Source organism: Gramella sp. AN32 (genome assembly GCF_023718305.1).
GTDB classification, from domain to species: domain Bacteria; phylum Bacteroidota; class Bacteroidia; order Flavobacteriales; family Flavobacteriaceae; genus Christiangramia; species Christiangramia antarctica.
Genome location: NZ_QEYO01000003.1, coordinates 333,520 through 349,774 on the forward strand (window position 1 = coordinate 333,520; position 16,255 = coordinate 349,774).

Genomic DNA, 16,255 nt, shown 5'->3' on the forward strand with positions numbered 1-16,255 from the left:
CCAATTTATTAAGTTATGAGTAAGAAGAATTACGCCGGGATACCCGATAAATATGCTCGTATAGACGAAGCTAAAGTGGTATTGATTCCTGTTCCCTACGACGGCACCAGTACCTGGCAAAAAGGAGCGGATAAAGGTCCGGAGGCATTTTTAGAGGCTTCAGAGAACATGGAACTTTTTGATATTGAAACCCGTACCGAAGTTTATAGAAAAGGAATTTACCTCGCCCCACCTGTTTCTGAAAATTTTTCTCCTGAAAAGATGGTAGAAGCAGTTCATAAAACAACCAAAAACTACATCAAACAAGATAAGTTTGTAACGCTGTTTGGCGGGGAACACTCAATATCAATTGGAAGTATTCGTGCTTTTAATGAATCTTTTGAAGATTTGACCGTAGTGCAAATCGATGCGCATGCCGATTTAAGACCCGAATATGAAGGTTCTAAATACAATCACGCCTGTGCCCTGCACGAGGCGAGTAAAGAGGCAAACCTTATCCAGATTGGGATACGTTCCATGGATGTTTCAGAAATGGATCATATGGATGAAAACAGGACCTATTTTGCCCATGACCTTTATGAAGACTGGCAGGAAGACGCGATTGGCCAAATGACGCCCAATGTTTTTATTACCATAGATTTGGACGCATTCGATCCCAGTATTATGCCATCTACAGGAACACCTGAGCCAGGAGGACTTTTTTGGTACGAAACACTGGAATTCCTGAAAATGATGTTCAAAAAGAAGAATGTAGTAGGCTTTGACATTGTAGAGCTTTGCCCGAATGATAAAGAAAAATCATCCAATTTCCTGGCGGCAAAACTTTATTACAAAATGTTGAGCTATAAATTTAAATATCAAGATTTTAACGAAGACGACGAAGATGAATAAAGGAAGTATTTCTCAGTTCATAGAAAAATATTATAAACATTTTAATGCAGCCGCTCTTGTAGATGCGGCTAAAGATTACGAAAAACAACTGGAAGGCGGTTCTAAAATGCTGGTTTCCCTTGCCGGGGCAATGAGTACTGCAGAGATCGGGAAGATTTTTGCCGAAATGATTCGTCAGGATAAAGTGCATATTATTTCCTGTACAGGGGCAAATCTGGAAGAAGATGTGATGAACCTGGTAGCTCATTCGCATTATAAACGAGTACCCAATTATCGTGATCTTACCCCTCAGGAAGAATGGGATTTACTGGAAAAAGGCTTGAATCGGGTAACCGATACCTGTATTCCGGAGGAAGAAGCTTTCAGAAGGATCCAGGAGCATATTTATAAAATATGGAAAGATGCTGAAGCAAATGGCGAACGTTACCTTCCGCATGAATATTTATACAAATTGCTTTTAAGCGGGGTCATGGAAGAGCATTATGAGATCGACCTGAAAGATTCGTGGATGTATGCTGCTGCAGAAAAGAACCTGCCCATGGTCGTTCCCGGTTGGGAAGACAGCACACTGGGGAATATTTTTGCCTCTTATTGCATCAAAGGCGAACTTAAAACCAGTACCATGAAATCTGGTATTGAATACATGACCTTTTTAGCCGACTGGTATACCGATAACTCTAAAGACGGAATTGGTTTCTTCCAGATTGGTGGCGGGATTGCCGGGGATTTCCCTATCTGCGTGGTACCCATGTTATACCAGGATTTGGAAAGAACCGATACTCCTTTCTGGAGCTATTTCTGCCAGATTTCAGATTCCACAACCAGTTATGGATCATACTCGGGAGCGGTCCCCAATGAAAAAATCACCTGGGGAAAATTAGACATCAAAACACCCAAGCATATTATTGAAAGTGATGCGACCATCGTCGCGCCTTTGATTTTCGCCTATTTGCTTGATATGTAATTAACACAGAATCACAAAAAGTTAGAGCTGTTCAGGAGTACTTTTAAAACTGAGCAGCTTTTTATTTATATAGCATGGATAATTGGATCATTTTCAGTATTGGATTTCTGGCGCAATTGCTTTTTTCCGCAAGATTGATCAGCCAGTGGATCATGTCTGAAAAGTCTAAAGAAGTAGAAACCCCGGTCATGTTCTGGATCCTGAGTCTGCTAGGTGCCATCCTGCTCTTTACGTATGGTTATTTGCGCCATGATTTCGCTATTATGCTGGGCCAATTCTTAATTTATGGCGTGTATTGGCGTAACCTCCAGTTGCAGGGGGAATGGAACAATAGGAATCTTCCCTTTAAGGTTTTGATCACCATCTTTCCTTTTGGATTTGCTGCTTATATTTTATTCTTTGGCTCCCTAACCTGGACAGAAGTTTTCCAGGGTGAAAATTTGGCTGGCTGGTTGATCGCTTTAGGTATTTTTGGACAATTGGTTTATACCTCCCGGTTTTTCTACCAGTGGTATTATTCTGAAAAGCATCAGGAATCTTCGCTCCCATTAGGTTTCTGGGTCTTGAGCCTGAGCGGGTCTATTTTGTTGTTCACCTATGGGATTTTCAGAAATGATCCTGTGCTTATTGCGGCGCATTTTTTCGGTGGAATTATTTATATGCGCGATATGTATATTCTGAAAAATTCAGAAAAAAAGGCGCTTTAATATATTTTTCTGAAAAATTCCTTCAAAAAATATCCTGCCACAAGTAGATATTCCAACCCAATCAGCCATAAATTTTCCTGAAATTCAGAATGGGAATAGGCATAATAGCTTAGAATTATCGCGCCGCTCCATACGATTACGTATTTGAATTCAGTAAAAACGGAAAGGATCAAAGGGATCGCCAGATACCACGGATGAACGGTTGTAGAAAAGATCAGGTAAATCGTAACCGCAAAAAGCATGTTCGTAATGAGTTGTTTTGTGGTTTGATATTGTCTAAGGAAAGTGATGATTATAACCAGGAGAAAGGTCGAAATTGCCAGCGCCGTTCCGGCACTTTCAATAATATTATAGCCTTTCCACTGAAATCCTATCCAACGAATGATATAATACACACTCGCGTTAAATTCGAACTTGCCAAACCAAAGTCCCACGCTGCTCATAAAATTCAGAAAAACTTCTGCGGAATAAAAAGGCAGGAAACTAAGGACAACTGTAGCTAAAACCAGAAAGTAAAAAGCGATTAATTTTAGAAAGCCGTCTATCCTTCGACTCCCTGTCCCTCTGGCAGGTAGGCGCCCAGGATGACCTGTTTTTGTAGCATTCCCCTTTGAATTTTTTTCGGTTGTCATGCTGAGCGGAGTCGAAGCCCTAAGAAAATATTTCAATAGCAACGGAAGAAATAGCAAAGGCAATAACTTAACCGAAATGGATAGCCCGAAAACGATCGCACTAAAAATCCATTTTCGCTGATGCAATAAATAAAGTGACCAGATTAACAAGAAAACCATAACCGATTCAAAATGCAGGTTTCCGGTCATTTCAATAATAATAAACGGATTCAGAATATACCAGAAGATTCGGTGTTCCGGGAGACCAAATGATTTCAGCAATTTTCTTCCGAAGAAAAGAGTACCAAAATCGGCTAAAATGATAACAATCCTAAAAATAATTGCGGAACCCAATATACTTTTTGCGGATAGAAATCCCGCAACAGCAAAAATCAGCTGATTTAAAGGCGCGTAATTGGAGTAATTACCTGCATTGAGACTTCCCATGCCTTTTATCAATTCCGAAGCCTGAGCGATCACAAGATTGGATGAGCCAATGATATTATCTGGAATAAACTGGTATGGATTCATTCCCGAAGCGATTAATCTCCCATCCCAAATAAACCTGAAATAATCCTGCGATAAATTGGGTAAGGCGAACATAAAAACCAGCCTGAACAATAAAGCAGCTCCGGCCAGAAACCAGAAATTGTGTTTCTGCATCTGGATAAGCTTAAAACTCAGGAAAAATAATCCTAAATATAAGCCGGCGAGTTTTATAAAATCTGGCCGTTCAAGATCATAGGCAAATGAAAGATAGAAAGCAAAGCAGGAAATTGTAAAAACCAGAGGGGTTTTATATAACTGAAGTTTTTTTAAATCCATAATCAATTTTGATCCTTAGATTTTTTCCAAACCTCCCAGGTTTTAAAAACCTGGGAGGTTTACATTTCGGGATCCACTTTAGGATTATTAAAAGCGGAAAGGTCAAAAGAATGTAAGGCTAATTTAATCAAACTTCGGCTTTCAGGCTACTGAAGAAAACAAATCCAAATCCACCAAAAAGCATCAGGTGGAAAATAAGTAACCCAAAATCATTGAGTTTAAAAGCACTCCAGATGGCGAACCCAAAATAGAGGAACAACAAACCTTCTATGATCAGGTTTTTCGAAAAGCGATTTTTCAAATAAGAATTGCCTTTCCAGGAATCTTTAACAGAACTAATATTAAATTTTGGTGTACGAATAAATTCAGATTTTTTACCAAAATGGCCTTCCAGAACAGCCAGTGAATTATGTACGGAAAAGCCCATGGCGATCGAAAAAAAAGTGAGGAACATGCCAATAAATTTGAAAAAACTCTTAAAATTGCGGCCATGAATTTTTGCGTAAGCCACATAATAACAGAGAAAGAAAATCACTGTACTCAAAGCAAAGCCCGCGATCACATTAAAATACCAGGAGAAATCAGGATTGTTATGTTTTATATATAAAACCGGAACGCTTAATACTCCCAATAACAACACGATTAAGAACATGCTGGAATTGAGCAGGTGAAAGAATCCGTGGAATTTAGTGCTAAAAGAAACCGATTTATCTTTCAATAATTTGCCGTAATTTTTTCTGAAATTTTCCGCAGCCCCTTTGTTCCATCGAAACTGCTGGCTCCTTGCTGCACTAATCACCACGGGCAATTCAGCAGGAGTTTCCACATTTTCCAGATATTTGAATTCCCATTTTTTCATCTGTGCCCGGTAACTCAAATCAAGATCTTCGGTGAGCGTATCACCGCTCCAGTTCCCGGCATCCAGAATACATTCTTTGCGCCAGATTCCCGCCGTACCATTAAAATTGATAAAATTTCTACCAAAATTTCTACCGGTCTGCTCCAGAATAAAATGAAAATCGAGCGCAAACGCCTGTATCCTGGTAAGCAATGAATAATTACGGTTCAAATGCCCCCATCGGGTTTGCACCACGCCAATTTTTGGGTTTTTGAAATAAGGCAAGGTTTCCATAAGCCAGTTTTCACCCGGGACAAAATCTGAATCAAAAACAGCAACATACTCACCTTTGGCAATTTTAAGCCCTTCCCTGAGCGCGCCGGCTTTGTAACCCGTGCGGTTTTCTCTTTGAATATGCTGAATATCGATCCCAATTTTTTGTAATTCTGAAATAATTCCCGAAGTTTTCAGAATAGACTTATCTGTAGAATCATCCAGTACCTGGATTTCCAACTTTTGCTTTGGGTAATTGATTATGGCGATATTTTTCAGCAGTCTTTCCACGACATAATACTCGTTATAAAGTGGAAGTTGTATGGTAACATAAGGGAATTCATCTTCAGAAAAATCAAACTTTTCAGAAGTATCAGTAGATTTTCCAGCTTTTAAATAATTAATGAGCAGGTGCAGCTGGGAAAGGCTGTAGATAAAAATTATAAGCAGCGCCAGCGTATAAATAATTATAACCGCTAAATCTATCATTTAAAACTATATTTAAAAATCCATCCTAAGATCTTTACGCCTGCAAAGATAGCACCTTTCACGGTTCCTGAAACTTTTGAAATGCCAACGCGGTTTCGATAATGCACCGGCACATCAACATAGCTGAAATTTTGTCTTAATGCTTTGAGTTGCATTTCAACCGTCCAGCCGTAGGTTTTGTCTTCCATGTTCAATTCCAGCAACTTATCATATTTTATGGCGCGAAATGGCCCAAGATCGGTAAATCTGGATTTGAAAAACAAGTTCATTAAAGTCGTTGCGAGCCAGTTGCCGAATCGCTGCGGAAAGGTCATGGAACCGTCTTCCCTCCATTTTTTTATCCGTGCCCCTACAACAAAATCAATATTTTCTTCGGTTATCGGCTGAATGATCTTATCCATTTCCTGCGGAAAATCACTATAATCCCCATCAAGAAATACGATAATATCAGGCTTCTGGTTTTGACCGGCGATGTAATCCATTCCTTTCAAACAGGCATAACCGTAACCTTTTCTTACTTCAGATAATACGGTGGCTCCAGATTTAGCGGCAACTCTTTCGGTTTTATCGGTAGAACTATTGCTTACTACAATGACCTCATCTACATACCGGGGAATTTCCTCAATTACCAAACCGATGGAATCGGCTTCATTAAAAGCAGGAATGATAACTTTGATATGAGGCATTAAGTGGGTACAATTTTAGGCTTGTTAGTCCGAAAAGAAAGTAAAATACTTACAATTAGTGGGATTTTTGATTGAGCAGATCCATAAGATCCACATCATTTCCCAGTAAAACTTCTTCAGAATTAATTCTTCCGGAAGGAGAATCGTTTTCAAGTTTCAGAACTCCGCGGGGGCAAACCGCCGAACAAATCCCGCAGCCCACACAACTGGAACGTACAATATTTTCTCCTTTTTGGGCATAAGCGCGAACATCGATTCCCATTTCGCAATAGGTAGAACAATTTCCACAGGAGATACACTGCCCGCCATTGGTAGTAATCCTGAATTTAGAAAATAAACGTTGTTGCATTCCTAAAATCGCGGCCATGGGGCAGCCAAACCTGCACCAGACCCGGTTCCCAAAAATGGGATAAAAGCCCACACCAATTACTCCGGAAAATGCCGCACCAATAAGAAAACCATACCATTGTCTTAATTGATCCCCACCAAAAAAGAAAATATTGCCATTTCCGCTGAAATAATTTATACCGATGATTGCAAGAATAACAACCAAATAAGAAACCGCCCCAATTTTTGCATCTTTTGCCAGTTGCTCCCTTTTAAAGATCATGATCAGGGCGAAAAGTAAGGTAAGAAAACCGGCCATTCCCCATAGAAAAATATCTTTGGTGAGCCAGAAATCTGCTGAGTTCTCACCCAGAAAAGAATATACTACCGCAATAGTCATTACCGTCACAAAAACAAGCACACTATGGATCACCCAACGTTCCACTTTCCAAGCAAATAAAGATTTATCTGAAAGATGGCGGTAGGGATCACCAGCAGTTTCAGCAAGGCCCCCACAACCGCAAACCCAGGAGCAATACCAGCGCTTTCCATATTTATACGTAAGGAATGGGGTAATTATAAAAATAGAAACGACCCCTAAAATCAGCATAAAAACACCCAGATTGCCTGAAGAAAAGAATTCATTTAGGCGGTAACCTGCGAAAAGATCATAATTAAGAGGCCAGATATTTTTAAAATCATAATAGGGTTCATTAAGACGAACCAAGATCTCGGGGATAATAAATGCGAAACCGAGTTGAAAAAACATGACGGAGCAGGTTCGAATAATTTCATATCGATTGTGCCTATACTTCAGAATAAATTTATATCCAAAAATAAGAATTGCCAGGGTGTACAAGGTCCCATAGACAAACCACTGACTTGCCGCCCCCCCATTTAAGATTTGACTTAACGGATCGAAAAGGGAGATGACTCCTGTATTGTCACCTTCTGCATTTAGCCCCAGATACTGTGGAAACCAGTAAATGATTATATAGAAAAGAGTTAATCCAATCCCGGTTATCCAGGCCAGGACTCCACGAGCGGTCATGGATTTAAACCAAACTCCGTCATTTTTAATACCTTCATGTTTCCCCAGGTAGGCTTCATTAGCAAACCAGATGGTTCCTACAGCCATCATGCCCAGGGCCAGACTTAGAAAAAGGGTTTTACTGGGAAAATTTATATTGGTCAATGCAAGAATTAGAATAATAAAACCCAGCATGCCTATAGTGACCGCAATTTTTTGTTTTACTGAAATAGAAGCCGGTGCATCACCGGTAAGCGCCATATTATGTTCAATTCTACTCATATCTTAAGCTTCCTGCATGTTATTTTTAAAACTTCTGAAAATTTCCTTTTCGTGATGATCATAAAATTCGGGATCAAAATTGGCTTTTTTAAGATTGGTTAAAACATAGTCTATCTTCTTATTTTCGGTTAACCAAAGATCAAAAACATCGTGCCGCATTCGTATTCCGAAGGTATTAATGCCTAAGAATGTCTTGTTTTCAGTATTGAAAGCGATGGTAATTCCCTTCAAACCTGATTCATGTTGCCAGTGAAAATGTTGCTCGTTTTTTTTCGGCGTCGCCCAAACCCACCCATAGGTTTGATATTCAATATCAAAAAATTTAGCCGAGTTAAACCAGTTGCCGGGATTATACCTCATTTTATTTCCGGTAAGCGTTGCAGCAATAGTTTCACCCATCATCCTTCCGGTATACCAAACTGCTTCCACCGGTTTTCGCTGACCAATGAGCTCCCGCTGCTGGGCACAATCTCCTATGGCAAAAACATCCGGAATATTCGTCTGCAAATATTGATCCACCAGAATGCCTTTGTCGATTTCTAGTTGAGAATCTTTCAGAAAATCAACATTCGGGCGCACACCGGCACAAAGTCCAACTAACTGGCAATCGATCGTTTCACCAGATTTGATCATCATTGCTTTTACCCTGCCATTCTCATCCGGAATTATTTTTTCAAGTTCAGTATTATGCCGAAGGTCTACCCCGTGAGATTTGATGTGGTTTGAGATCATCTCTGCATCCTGAATTGGTAGCACGTTATGCCAGAAAGCTTTTTCCCGAATCAGAAAAGTAACGTCTATATTTCGGGTTCTTAGCATTTCTGCTAACTCTACGCCAATGAGTCCGCCACCAATAATCACCGCTTTTCTTGTATGCAGAGTATTTTCTTCGAGTTCAATGAGATCCTGCATAGAGACTAAACCCTGCACACCCTCTAAATCTTCACCTTCCCAGCCGAATTTATTATAGATGGAACCTGTGGCCACAATTAGTTTATCATATTCTAAAGGTCCTCCCGAAGAAAAGCGAAGTTTTTTCTTAGCAAAATCTATCTTTTCAACCCAGGCTTTTTTAAGCTCGATCCTGTTTTTTTCCCAAAACCAGTCTTCGTAAGGTTTTAAATGATCCCATTTCATGTGGCCCATATAAACATACATAAGCGCAGTACGCGAAAAAAAATGATCAGACTCACCAGAAATAACCGTTATTTTATGATTAGAACGTTTTCGAATATGCCTGGCCGCAGTAATTCCTGAAATTCCATTTCCAATGATAACAATATGCTCCATTAATTTTTCATAATTTGGCAGATGCCTGAATTTTCAAATAATTCAGAGCATAGTAAAGTAAACAGAAATAAAGTAGAAACACAAGATTAGTAGCAATAAAGGCTTCGGTATATGAAGAATTGTCATTTAAGGAAATATTTTCAGAAAATAATGTTCACCCTGCTTTGCGTTTCCCTGGCAAGTTGCCAGGCAGAGGCTCCTTTAAATACTTACAAAATAAACGGTTTAAGCCTGGAAGCTTCACGGGATAGTTTATTACCCATACATATAAACCGGATTAAAGCTGTAAATGCCAACGCGGTTTCCCTAATGCCATTTGCTTTTTTAAGGAGCACCAATGAACCGGAACTTATTTTTAATGCAGATCGCCAGTGGTTTGGAGAACGAAAAGAAGGGATTGAACATGCTATTTCCCTGCTTCATCAAAAAAATATTTCTGTTATGATGAAACCGCAGATATGGATTCGTGGCCAATTTACGGGAGATCTGAGTTTTAAGAGTAAAGGAGAATGGAAAGAATTTGAAACATCCTACCGGGAATTCATTCTTCTATTTACCAGAATCGCTGCGGAAAATGATGTGGAAATAATGTGTATGGGCACAGAACTTTTCAATTTTGTGAAGTCGCGTCCAGAGTTTTGGAAAAAGCTTATTTCTGAAGTTAGAAAAGAATTTAAAGGAAAACTGGTCTATGCTGAAAACTGGGATAAAGTAGATCTGGTAAGTATCTGGAAAGATCTTGATTATATTGGGGTTGATGCTTATTTCCCTATAAATATGGAAGCAGCCCCTGATGTAGAAAAAATTAAAAAAGGCTGGCAGATCCATAAAAATATGCTGGCAAATCTTTCCAAAGACTTCAATAAACCCGTCCTATTTACGGAATATGGTTATCGCAGTGTGGATTATGCCTTAAAAGAGCCTTGGGATTCAGGCAGGGAAAATTATATCACCAATTATGGCCTGCAAGCCCGGGCACTATCGGTGCTATATGAAGAAATTTGGCCTGAACCCTGGTTTGCCGGAGGTTATTTGTGGAAATGGCATCAGGATGAATCGGCTGGTGGATTGGAAAATGATCGCTTTACCCCACAAAATAAACCTGCAGAGAATGTAGTGAAAGAATATTACCGAAAATTTAGGAATTAAGACGTTTGTAGTAGTGACTGTAGAGTTCCTCGGCCGATGCTCCCCTTCTTCTTTTCCAGTAAATTTCAATAAAGAGCCATTGTGTATTCCAAACTCCAAGTTTTTCGTAGAGTCTGGCGGAAGTTGTGATCCAGCTTCTTATGATGGTAAATTGTTTCTTTTTATAAAGTCTTCTAATGATCTCGTTATCCTCATATACTTTATAATTTTCGTTAAACCCGCCTATCTCAAAAAACAATTCTTTCTCTACGAATAGTGATTGATCGCCTCCGCGACAGGTAATATGATTCACTTTGGTAAATTGTCCCATCAAATTGAGCCACCAGTGATCTTTATCAAATCGCATTTTAAAACATCCCGCTTTTTTGCTTTTTTTGACTGAAGCAAGGATGAGCGAATCAAAATGTTCCGGAGGAAAACTATCTGCATGAAGAAAATAAAAAACCTCCCCCTTCGCATGTTGAGCGCCCATATTCATTTGTACCGCGCGGCCCTTTTCCGAAGATATATAAGTTAATCTTGAATCAAATTTAACATGCATTGCGGTTCCGTCGGTACTGCCACCATCAACAATTAGAATCTCCTGAATTTTACCATCTGAAGCTTCTTGAAGATGATCTATTAATACCGGCAGATGCTTTTCCTCATTATAAACCGGGATAATAATACTGATCATTCAGAACTATTTTGCTTCGTTTAAATTCCAGTCATAATCTTTATAAGAAAGCGTCACGCCTGAATTTATTTTGGTTGTACTGTATTTATTGATGTAATCTACTACCGTTCCGTTTTGCTGAAAATCCTTCTTATACCAGTCGAAAATGGAAGAAACCTTTGGAGAGGTTTTGGAAATTTCATTTTTATCAGAATTAATGAACTCTTTGGTCACCTTATCTAACTGCTCATTAATTTTTCCCGCGGTATAGGCTTCATTCAGCAGTTTTGGACAGGATATGGACGCACAGTTAATAGCAAAATGTATTCTTGGTTCGTTCATTTTACGCAGGATACTATTTTCAATTCCGCCTAAAGAAATAGTTGTTTTACCAATCTTCACAAAACCATCAGTCCAGGCCCCATCGATATCCTTAATGCTCTTTACAGGATAATTCCGAAGGATCAAATCTACTGTATGTGCGTTATATAAATTGATGTAATAGGCCAGTTGCTCCTGTACAGACCAGTCGTTGGAAGGCTCCATGGAAGAAAGCATTTTTAAATACTCATCCAGTTTAGCCCGGTCTTTTTGAAAACCTTTATAATCTACCATTCCATTTGCTGAAACATGCTTTTTAAGCAAAGCATCCCAGGTAGAATGATCTACGTTCACGGCTGAATTTGCCGTTGTTGAAGTAAGATCTTCCGGTGCTTCTGAAGTTGGCAGACCTTTACTGCTTAATCCCGCGCTGGAAATAAGATTGCAGGAAGCGAACATACAGGCTCCTGATATTAAAATCGAAAAACTTAAAATAAACTTTTTCATATGTAGATATTTATTGTTTTTAATGGTCTCCCGATATTCTTATCGGGTTATTATGCTCATTTCATATTTATTTAACAACAGCCTCCGCCATCATAGTGATAGGTAGATTCGCTGATGAAAATATCATCCCGGCCTATTGAAGCCAGCGCTCCGGCAGTTTTATCGCAAATAGCCAACGGCTGATTCTTCATCAAAATATGGCCTTTTTTATCATCAAAGTAATCTTCCTGTCCGTAATAGATGGCAGCTTTTCCTGTGAAAATACAAGGACCATCTGGGGGCATTGGATCTTTGATCGCGGCCACTTCAATAGACTCAATATATACGAGTTTATCGGTGGGATAGTTTTTTGGGTCAAGGATTCGGTATGGTTTTCTAGCCCGAATTTCAATGGTTCCAAAACCTACGTCGGTCAACGCTTTTACATAATCTGCAATAGAAAGACTTCCGCTAAGACATAAAGCGCGCAACCTTTCATCGTTGCGCAATTCCTCATTCATTTCCTGCTCACAGGTGGGATCGCTCATCACCAGTTTGCCGTGCGGTTTTAAAACACGGTACATTTCCTGCAAAGCTTTAGTGAGCTCTTCAGTTTTGAAAATATTAAAAAGGCAATTTTGGGCCGCAACGTCTATAGAATTGTTTTCCACGGGAAGATCTGTGGCATCACCTTTTTTAAGATCCACAAATTCAGATTTGAACCATGGGTTCATTTCTTCAGCTTGCACAAAATTTTTCCGGGATGCTTCCAGCATTTCATCTACCACGTCTATTCCCACGACGCCAGATTTTTGTCTGGAGAAGTAAGCGAACTGTAGGAGTTCCATTCCACCGCCAACACCTACATACAAAATTCTAGGATTATTGGTGAGATCCCGGGCATGCACCGTAGAACCACAACCGTAGTTCATTTCCTGCATGATCTTCGGTATTTTTAATCCGGGTAATTCCCAAATTGGATTAGTGGTGCAGCATAGCCCAACATCTGGAGTTAATGCTGCTTCACGGTATACGTCTTTGGTGGTTTCTAAATAGCCCATTTTTTTGAATGTATATTGTATATTTTATAATGTATAATTGTTACTAGTTTCACCGTACACCGTTATATGTTTTTTGCTTTTGAATTTTTTTTTCAACAAACCAGTATCAGTCTTTGCGAGCATAGACATTTATGCGGAAACCGCTTCGCCAAGCCTGCCTGCGGCAGGTAGGCTCAGCGGGACAGGCGTTTAGCAATCAAATTTGGTTCTCTGTTCACCGTTTAGAATTAGTTTCTCGATTAATGGTAGATTTCAAATTATTTTATTTCAAATTCTCACATGGGTACATTGGTACATTTTTACTTTCCAACATTCCAACTTAATACTTCAGAACAGCTTTAATTAATTTAATCATATCAGGTTCGGCTTTGGCCGCATTTGCGAGAATATCCTCGATATTTACTTTTTCCAGATTATCAGGATCTCCCTGATCTGTAATTACTGAAATTGCCGAAACCGGAATATTTAAGTGGTTTGCCACAATGATTTCCGGCACTGTGCTCATTCCCACAGCATCAGCTCCTATAATTTTTAAATATCTATATTCTGCCCGCGTCTCCAATTGCGGACCCAGAACTGAAGCATACACCCCTTTATGTAAGGTGATGTTATTCTTTTTAGCGGCATCTTCCAGGATGCTGTTCATTTCAGGATCATAAGGTTCGCTCATATCCACAAAACGTTCCCCAAGTTTATCCACGCCATGAAAGGCCAGTGGTGAACCTCCCTGAAGGTTGATGTGATCTTCGATGAGCATTAATTCCCCTTTCTGAAAATTGAGATTGATCGCTCCGGAAGCATTTGAAACTAAAAGTTTTTTTATCCCTAACCTTTTCATCACTCTAACCGGAAAAGTCACATCCTGAAGACTATAACCTTCATACACGTGAAAACGTCCCTGCATGACCACCACTTTTTTTCCTTCAAGAGTTCCATAGATTAGTTTTCCTTTATGAAATTCTACGGTTGCTGTTGGGAAATAGGGGATATGATTGTAACTGGCTTCTTTTTCAATTTCAATTTCATCAATTAGTTTACCTAAACCGGTCCCTAAAATGATCCCTACTTCGGGTTCTCCAAAGCCTTTAGATTTTAAATAGTCTACCGATTCTTGTATGCGATCCATCATGAATTTATAAATTTTTGAAATGCGGGATGATCTTTAATATCTTCAAATACATCCACATCATTGCGGGTCTCCAGTAATTTTACCTGGTCATTTTTGAGGTTTTTAAGGGTCTTTTCTAATACACTGGAAGTTCCCCATTCTTTATTTTTAAACACCTTCGAATGTAAGGATTTCATCCCAAATAAGTAATACCCCCCATCCTCGGCGGGACCAATTATATAGTCACTATGCTGCAATTCCTCAAAGGCATTTTCAATATCTAAAGTTTCAATATCATACATATCACAGCCTATTATCACAATCTTCTTATAACCTGCTTCAAACCCCTTTTCAAAAGCATACTCCATACGCTCGCCAAGATCTCTGCCTACTTGCTGTTTTTTTGAAAATATTGAATTATCCCAAATATCGCATTCAGCTATTTCATCTGAATAATGTACTTCTTTTGTCGCGTTTACTGCAGTGGTGAAATTTACCGAATGATCCAGTAAAAACTTATAGATCTCCAGTGCTTTTGCGTCTCCAAGATCTTTGGCCAACCTTGTTTTTACCTTACCCGCAACAGGATTCTTGGTGAAAATTAGCAGTAAATTTTCTTTATGATTATGGTTCACTTAGTACACTTTTTCACCATTCTTCAACCATTTAGACCAGGCTTTAGAATAAGCATGAACTTTTTCAGTTTCAATATTTTTTGAAAAAACCGGATACCCTGTATTCTTCCATTCGAAGATTCCTCCGTATAAATTAGAAACATTTAAATAGCCGGTGTCTTTGATCTTTTTGGCTATATTTTCAGAGCGGATTCCAATCGTGCAATACACTACAATTGGCGCTGATTTATTTTTAAACTTTTTTGAAAAATCTTCAGATGAAAATTCGGAATATCCAATGAATACCGCATCCGGCAAATGGCTTACCTCAAATTCTTCCCATTCCCGGGCATCAACAATAATTACAGAATCATTAAGCCTGTTCATTTGCAATTCTTCCGCAGAAATATAACGAACAGTTTGATCGTTGTATTTAGATAACAATTTATCCAAATTAGAAGTTTGAGCTGCTGATTGAATAACAGGGCAAAAAACTATTAAAATAATTATCAAATTTCTTAGCATTAGACTCAAATTATTTTTTTATTCAATAGCCAACTAAACGGAAATCAGTTTATCCACAATAAATTTATTCGGTCACTGCACCCTGGCAACTACTTCCCGCCCCGGCAGTACAGCCATAACAATGTTGGGAAATTATAATTTTTCGATCGTTTAGGAGATCTTCGTTATAATCACTAATATGTTTTACTTTACTGGCAACTTTGAGATCGAGCATCTGGTTAAAATCGCAATCATAAAGCCAGCCATCCCAACTAATAGAAATGGTGTTGGTACACATTACATTTTCAACCGCAGCAGGATTATAGGCATCTACCAGGGCATACATATAATCTTCATAATTTTCAGAAGCGATTAAATATTCTAAAAATCTACTGATAGGCAGGTTGGTAATTGCAAACAAATTATTAAAATCTATATCGAAATCTTCTTTAAGCGCCACCTTAAAATCATGTTCCATAGCTTGCTGATCTGTAGGCAGGAATGCACCTGAAGGATTGTAAACCAAATCTAGTTTTAATCCCGTTCCTTCCTGAGCGTAACCCACTGCATTAAGCATTTGCAATGCTTTGATCGATTTATCAAAAACCCCGTTGCCGCGTTGTTTATCAGTCTTTTCCCGTTTATAATAAGGAAGGGAAGAAGCAACATGAACATTATGTTTTTTGAAAAATTCTGGAAGATCATGATACTTTTTATTGGCCAGTATAATGGTGAGATTTGATCGAACGATAAAATCTTTAATTCCGGCTTTGGAGGCTTCTTCTACAAACCAACGAAAATTCGGATTCATTTCCGGTGCTCCGCCGGTTAGATCCAAGGTGTGGGCTCCAGTTGTTTTGATTACTTCCAAACACTGTTTCATAGTTTCAACGGTCATGATCTCTTTACGGTCTGGACCTGCATCTACGTGACAATGCGAACAAACCTGATTACACATGTAACCAAGATTGAGCTGTAATATTTCAAGTTTTTTAGGTTTTAAGGGAAATTTACCGGTTTGGGCGATTTTATCTTTGAACCTGGGGAGGTCTCCCTCTTCGAATAGTCCTTTATCTAAAAATTCCAGTTGCTTTTTTGGGCTTGAAAGGTCAGCCTTTCTTGCTTTAAGCGATTTTATGAGCAT

At 39.0% G+C, this 16,255-nt stretch carries 16 protein-coding genes; 4 read left to right on the forward strand and 12 right to left on the reverse strand.

Annotation, left to right across the window (positions count from 1 at the left end; all coding sequences use genetic code 11):
- Positions 1-15: 15 nt before the first annotated feature.
- The 3 genes from speB (at position 16) to DHD80_RS05910 (ending at position 2,562) form a co-directional block, all read left to right on the forward strand.
- A complete protein-coding gene (gene speB / locus DHD80_RS05900) occupies positions 16-891 on the forward strand; it encodes an agmatinase (RefSeq protein ID WP_251740221.1) in 876 nt (291 codons plus the stop codon).
- Positions 884-1,855, forward strand: coding sequence for a deoxyhypusine synthase family protein (locus DHD80_RS05905; protein WP_251740222.1), 972 nt, complete (start codon positions 884-886; stop codon positions 1,853-1,855). The genes speB and DHD80_RS05905 overlap by 8 nt, the downstream gene beginning before the upstream one ends.
- A 74-nt stretch (positions 1,856-1,929) precedes the next feature.
- A complete protein-coding gene (locus DHD80_RS05910; protein ID WP_251740223.1) occupies positions 1,930-2,562 on the forward strand; it encodes a lipid-A-disaccharide synthase N-terminal domain-containing protein in 633 nt (210 codons plus the stop codon).
- Here the strand turns inward: DHD80_RS05910 and DHD80_RS05915 are convergent.
- From DHD80_RS05915 to DHD80_RS05935, 5 genes are all read right to left on the reverse strand, one after another.
- Positions 2,559-3,998 (reverse strand): mannosyltransferase, encoded by a 1,440-nt coding sequence (locus DHD80_RS05915; protein ID WP_251740224.1) that lies wholly within the window; start codon positions 3,996-3,998, stop codon positions 2,559-2,561. The two genes, DHD80_RS05910 and DHD80_RS05915, sit on opposite strands and share 4 nt — an antisense overlap.
- Before the next feature lie 127 nt (positions 3,999-4,125).
- Positions 4,126-5,598, reverse strand: coding sequence for a cellulose synthase family protein (locus DHD80_RS05920; RefSeq protein WP_251740225.1), 1,473 nt, complete (start codon positions 5,596-5,598; stop codon positions 4,126-4,128).
- A complete protein-coding gene (locus DHD80_RS05925; protein WP_251740226.1) occupies positions 5,595-6,284 on the reverse strand; it encodes a glycosyltransferase family 2 protein in 690 nt (229 codons plus the stop codon). Before DHD80_RS05925 ends, DHD80_RS05920 begins: the two co-directional genes overlap by 4 nt.
- Before the next feature lie 55 nt (positions 6,285-6,339).
- Positions 6,340-7,923 (reverse strand): 4Fe-4S dicluster domain-containing protein, encoded by a 1,584-nt coding sequence (locus DHD80_RS05930; RefSeq protein WP_251740227.1) that lies wholly within the window; start codon positions 7,921-7,923, stop codon positions 6,340-6,342.
- Positions 7,924-7,926: 3 nt separating this feature from the next.
- Complete coding sequence (locus DHD80_RS05935; RefSeq protein WP_251740228.1) at positions 7,927-9,213, reverse strand: FAD/NAD(P)-binding oxidoreductase; 1,287 nt, start codon at positions 9,211-9,213, stop codon at positions 7,927-7,929.
- A 111-nt stretch (positions 9,214-9,324) separates the two neighbouring features.
- On the opposite strand from DHD80_RS05935, the gene DHD80_RS05940 reads away from it, so the two are divergent.
- Positions 9,325-10,362 (forward strand): glycoside hydrolase, encoded by a 1,038-nt coding sequence (locus tag DHD80_RS05940; protein ID WP_251740229.1) that lies wholly within the window; start codon positions 9,325-9,327, stop codon positions 10,360-10,362.
- Here the strand turns inward: DHD80_RS05940 and DHD80_RS05945 are convergent.
- From DHD80_RS05945 to arsS, 7 genes are all read right to left on the reverse strand, one after another.
- Positions 10,352-11,038, reverse strand: a complete 687-nt coding sequence (locus DHD80_RS05945) for a TIGR04283 family arsenosugar biosynthesis glycosyltransferase (RefSeq protein ID WP_251740230.1) — start codon at positions 11,036-11,038, stop codon at positions 10,352-10,354. The two genes, DHD80_RS05940 and DHD80_RS05945, sit on opposite strands and share 11 nt — an antisense overlap.
- A gap of 6 nt (positions 11,039-11,044) precedes the next feature.
- Positions 11,045-11,845: a DUF547 domain-containing protein gene (locus DHD80_RS05950; RefSeq protein WP_251740231.1), complete on the reverse strand. Its 801-nt coding sequence runs from the start codon at positions 11,843-11,845 to the stop codon at positions 11,045-11,047.
- A 71-nt stretch (positions 11,846-11,916) separates the two neighbouring features.
- The gene (gene arsM, locus DHD80_RS05955) at positions 11,917-12,885 is read right to left on the reverse strand and encodes an arsenosugar biosynthesis arsenite methyltransferase ArsM (RefSeq protein ID WP_251740232.1); all 969 of its coding nucleotides are present in this window, start codon (positions 12,883-12,885) and stop codon (positions 11,917-11,919) included.
- Between the two features lie 319 nt (positions 12,886-13,204).
- Positions 13,205-14,014 carry a purine-nucleoside phosphorylase gene (locus DHD80_RS05960; protein ID WP_251740233.1) on the reverse strand — a complete coding sequence of 270 codons (810 nt, stop codon included), beginning with the start codon at positions 14,012-14,014 and terminating at the stop codon, positions 13,205-13,207.
- A complete protein-coding gene (locus DHD80_RS05965; RefSeq protein ID WP_251740234.1) occupies positions 14,011-14,628 on the reverse strand; it encodes a TIGR04282 family arsenosugar biosynthesis glycosyltransferase in 618 nt (205 codons plus the stop codon). Before DHD80_RS05965 ends, DHD80_RS05960 begins: the two co-directional genes overlap by 4 nt.
- Entirely contained in the window at positions 14,629-15,060 is a 432-nt protein-coding gene (locus DHD80_RS05970; RefSeq protein WP_251740235.1) for a rhodanese-like domain-containing protein, read from the reverse strand.
- 136 nt (positions 15,061-15,196) lie between these two features.
- A complete protein-coding gene (gene arsS, locus DHD80_RS05975; protein WP_251740236.1) occupies positions 15,197-16,255 on the reverse strand; it encodes an arsenosugar biosynthesis radical SAM (seleno)protein ArsS in 1,059 nt (352 codons plus the stop codon).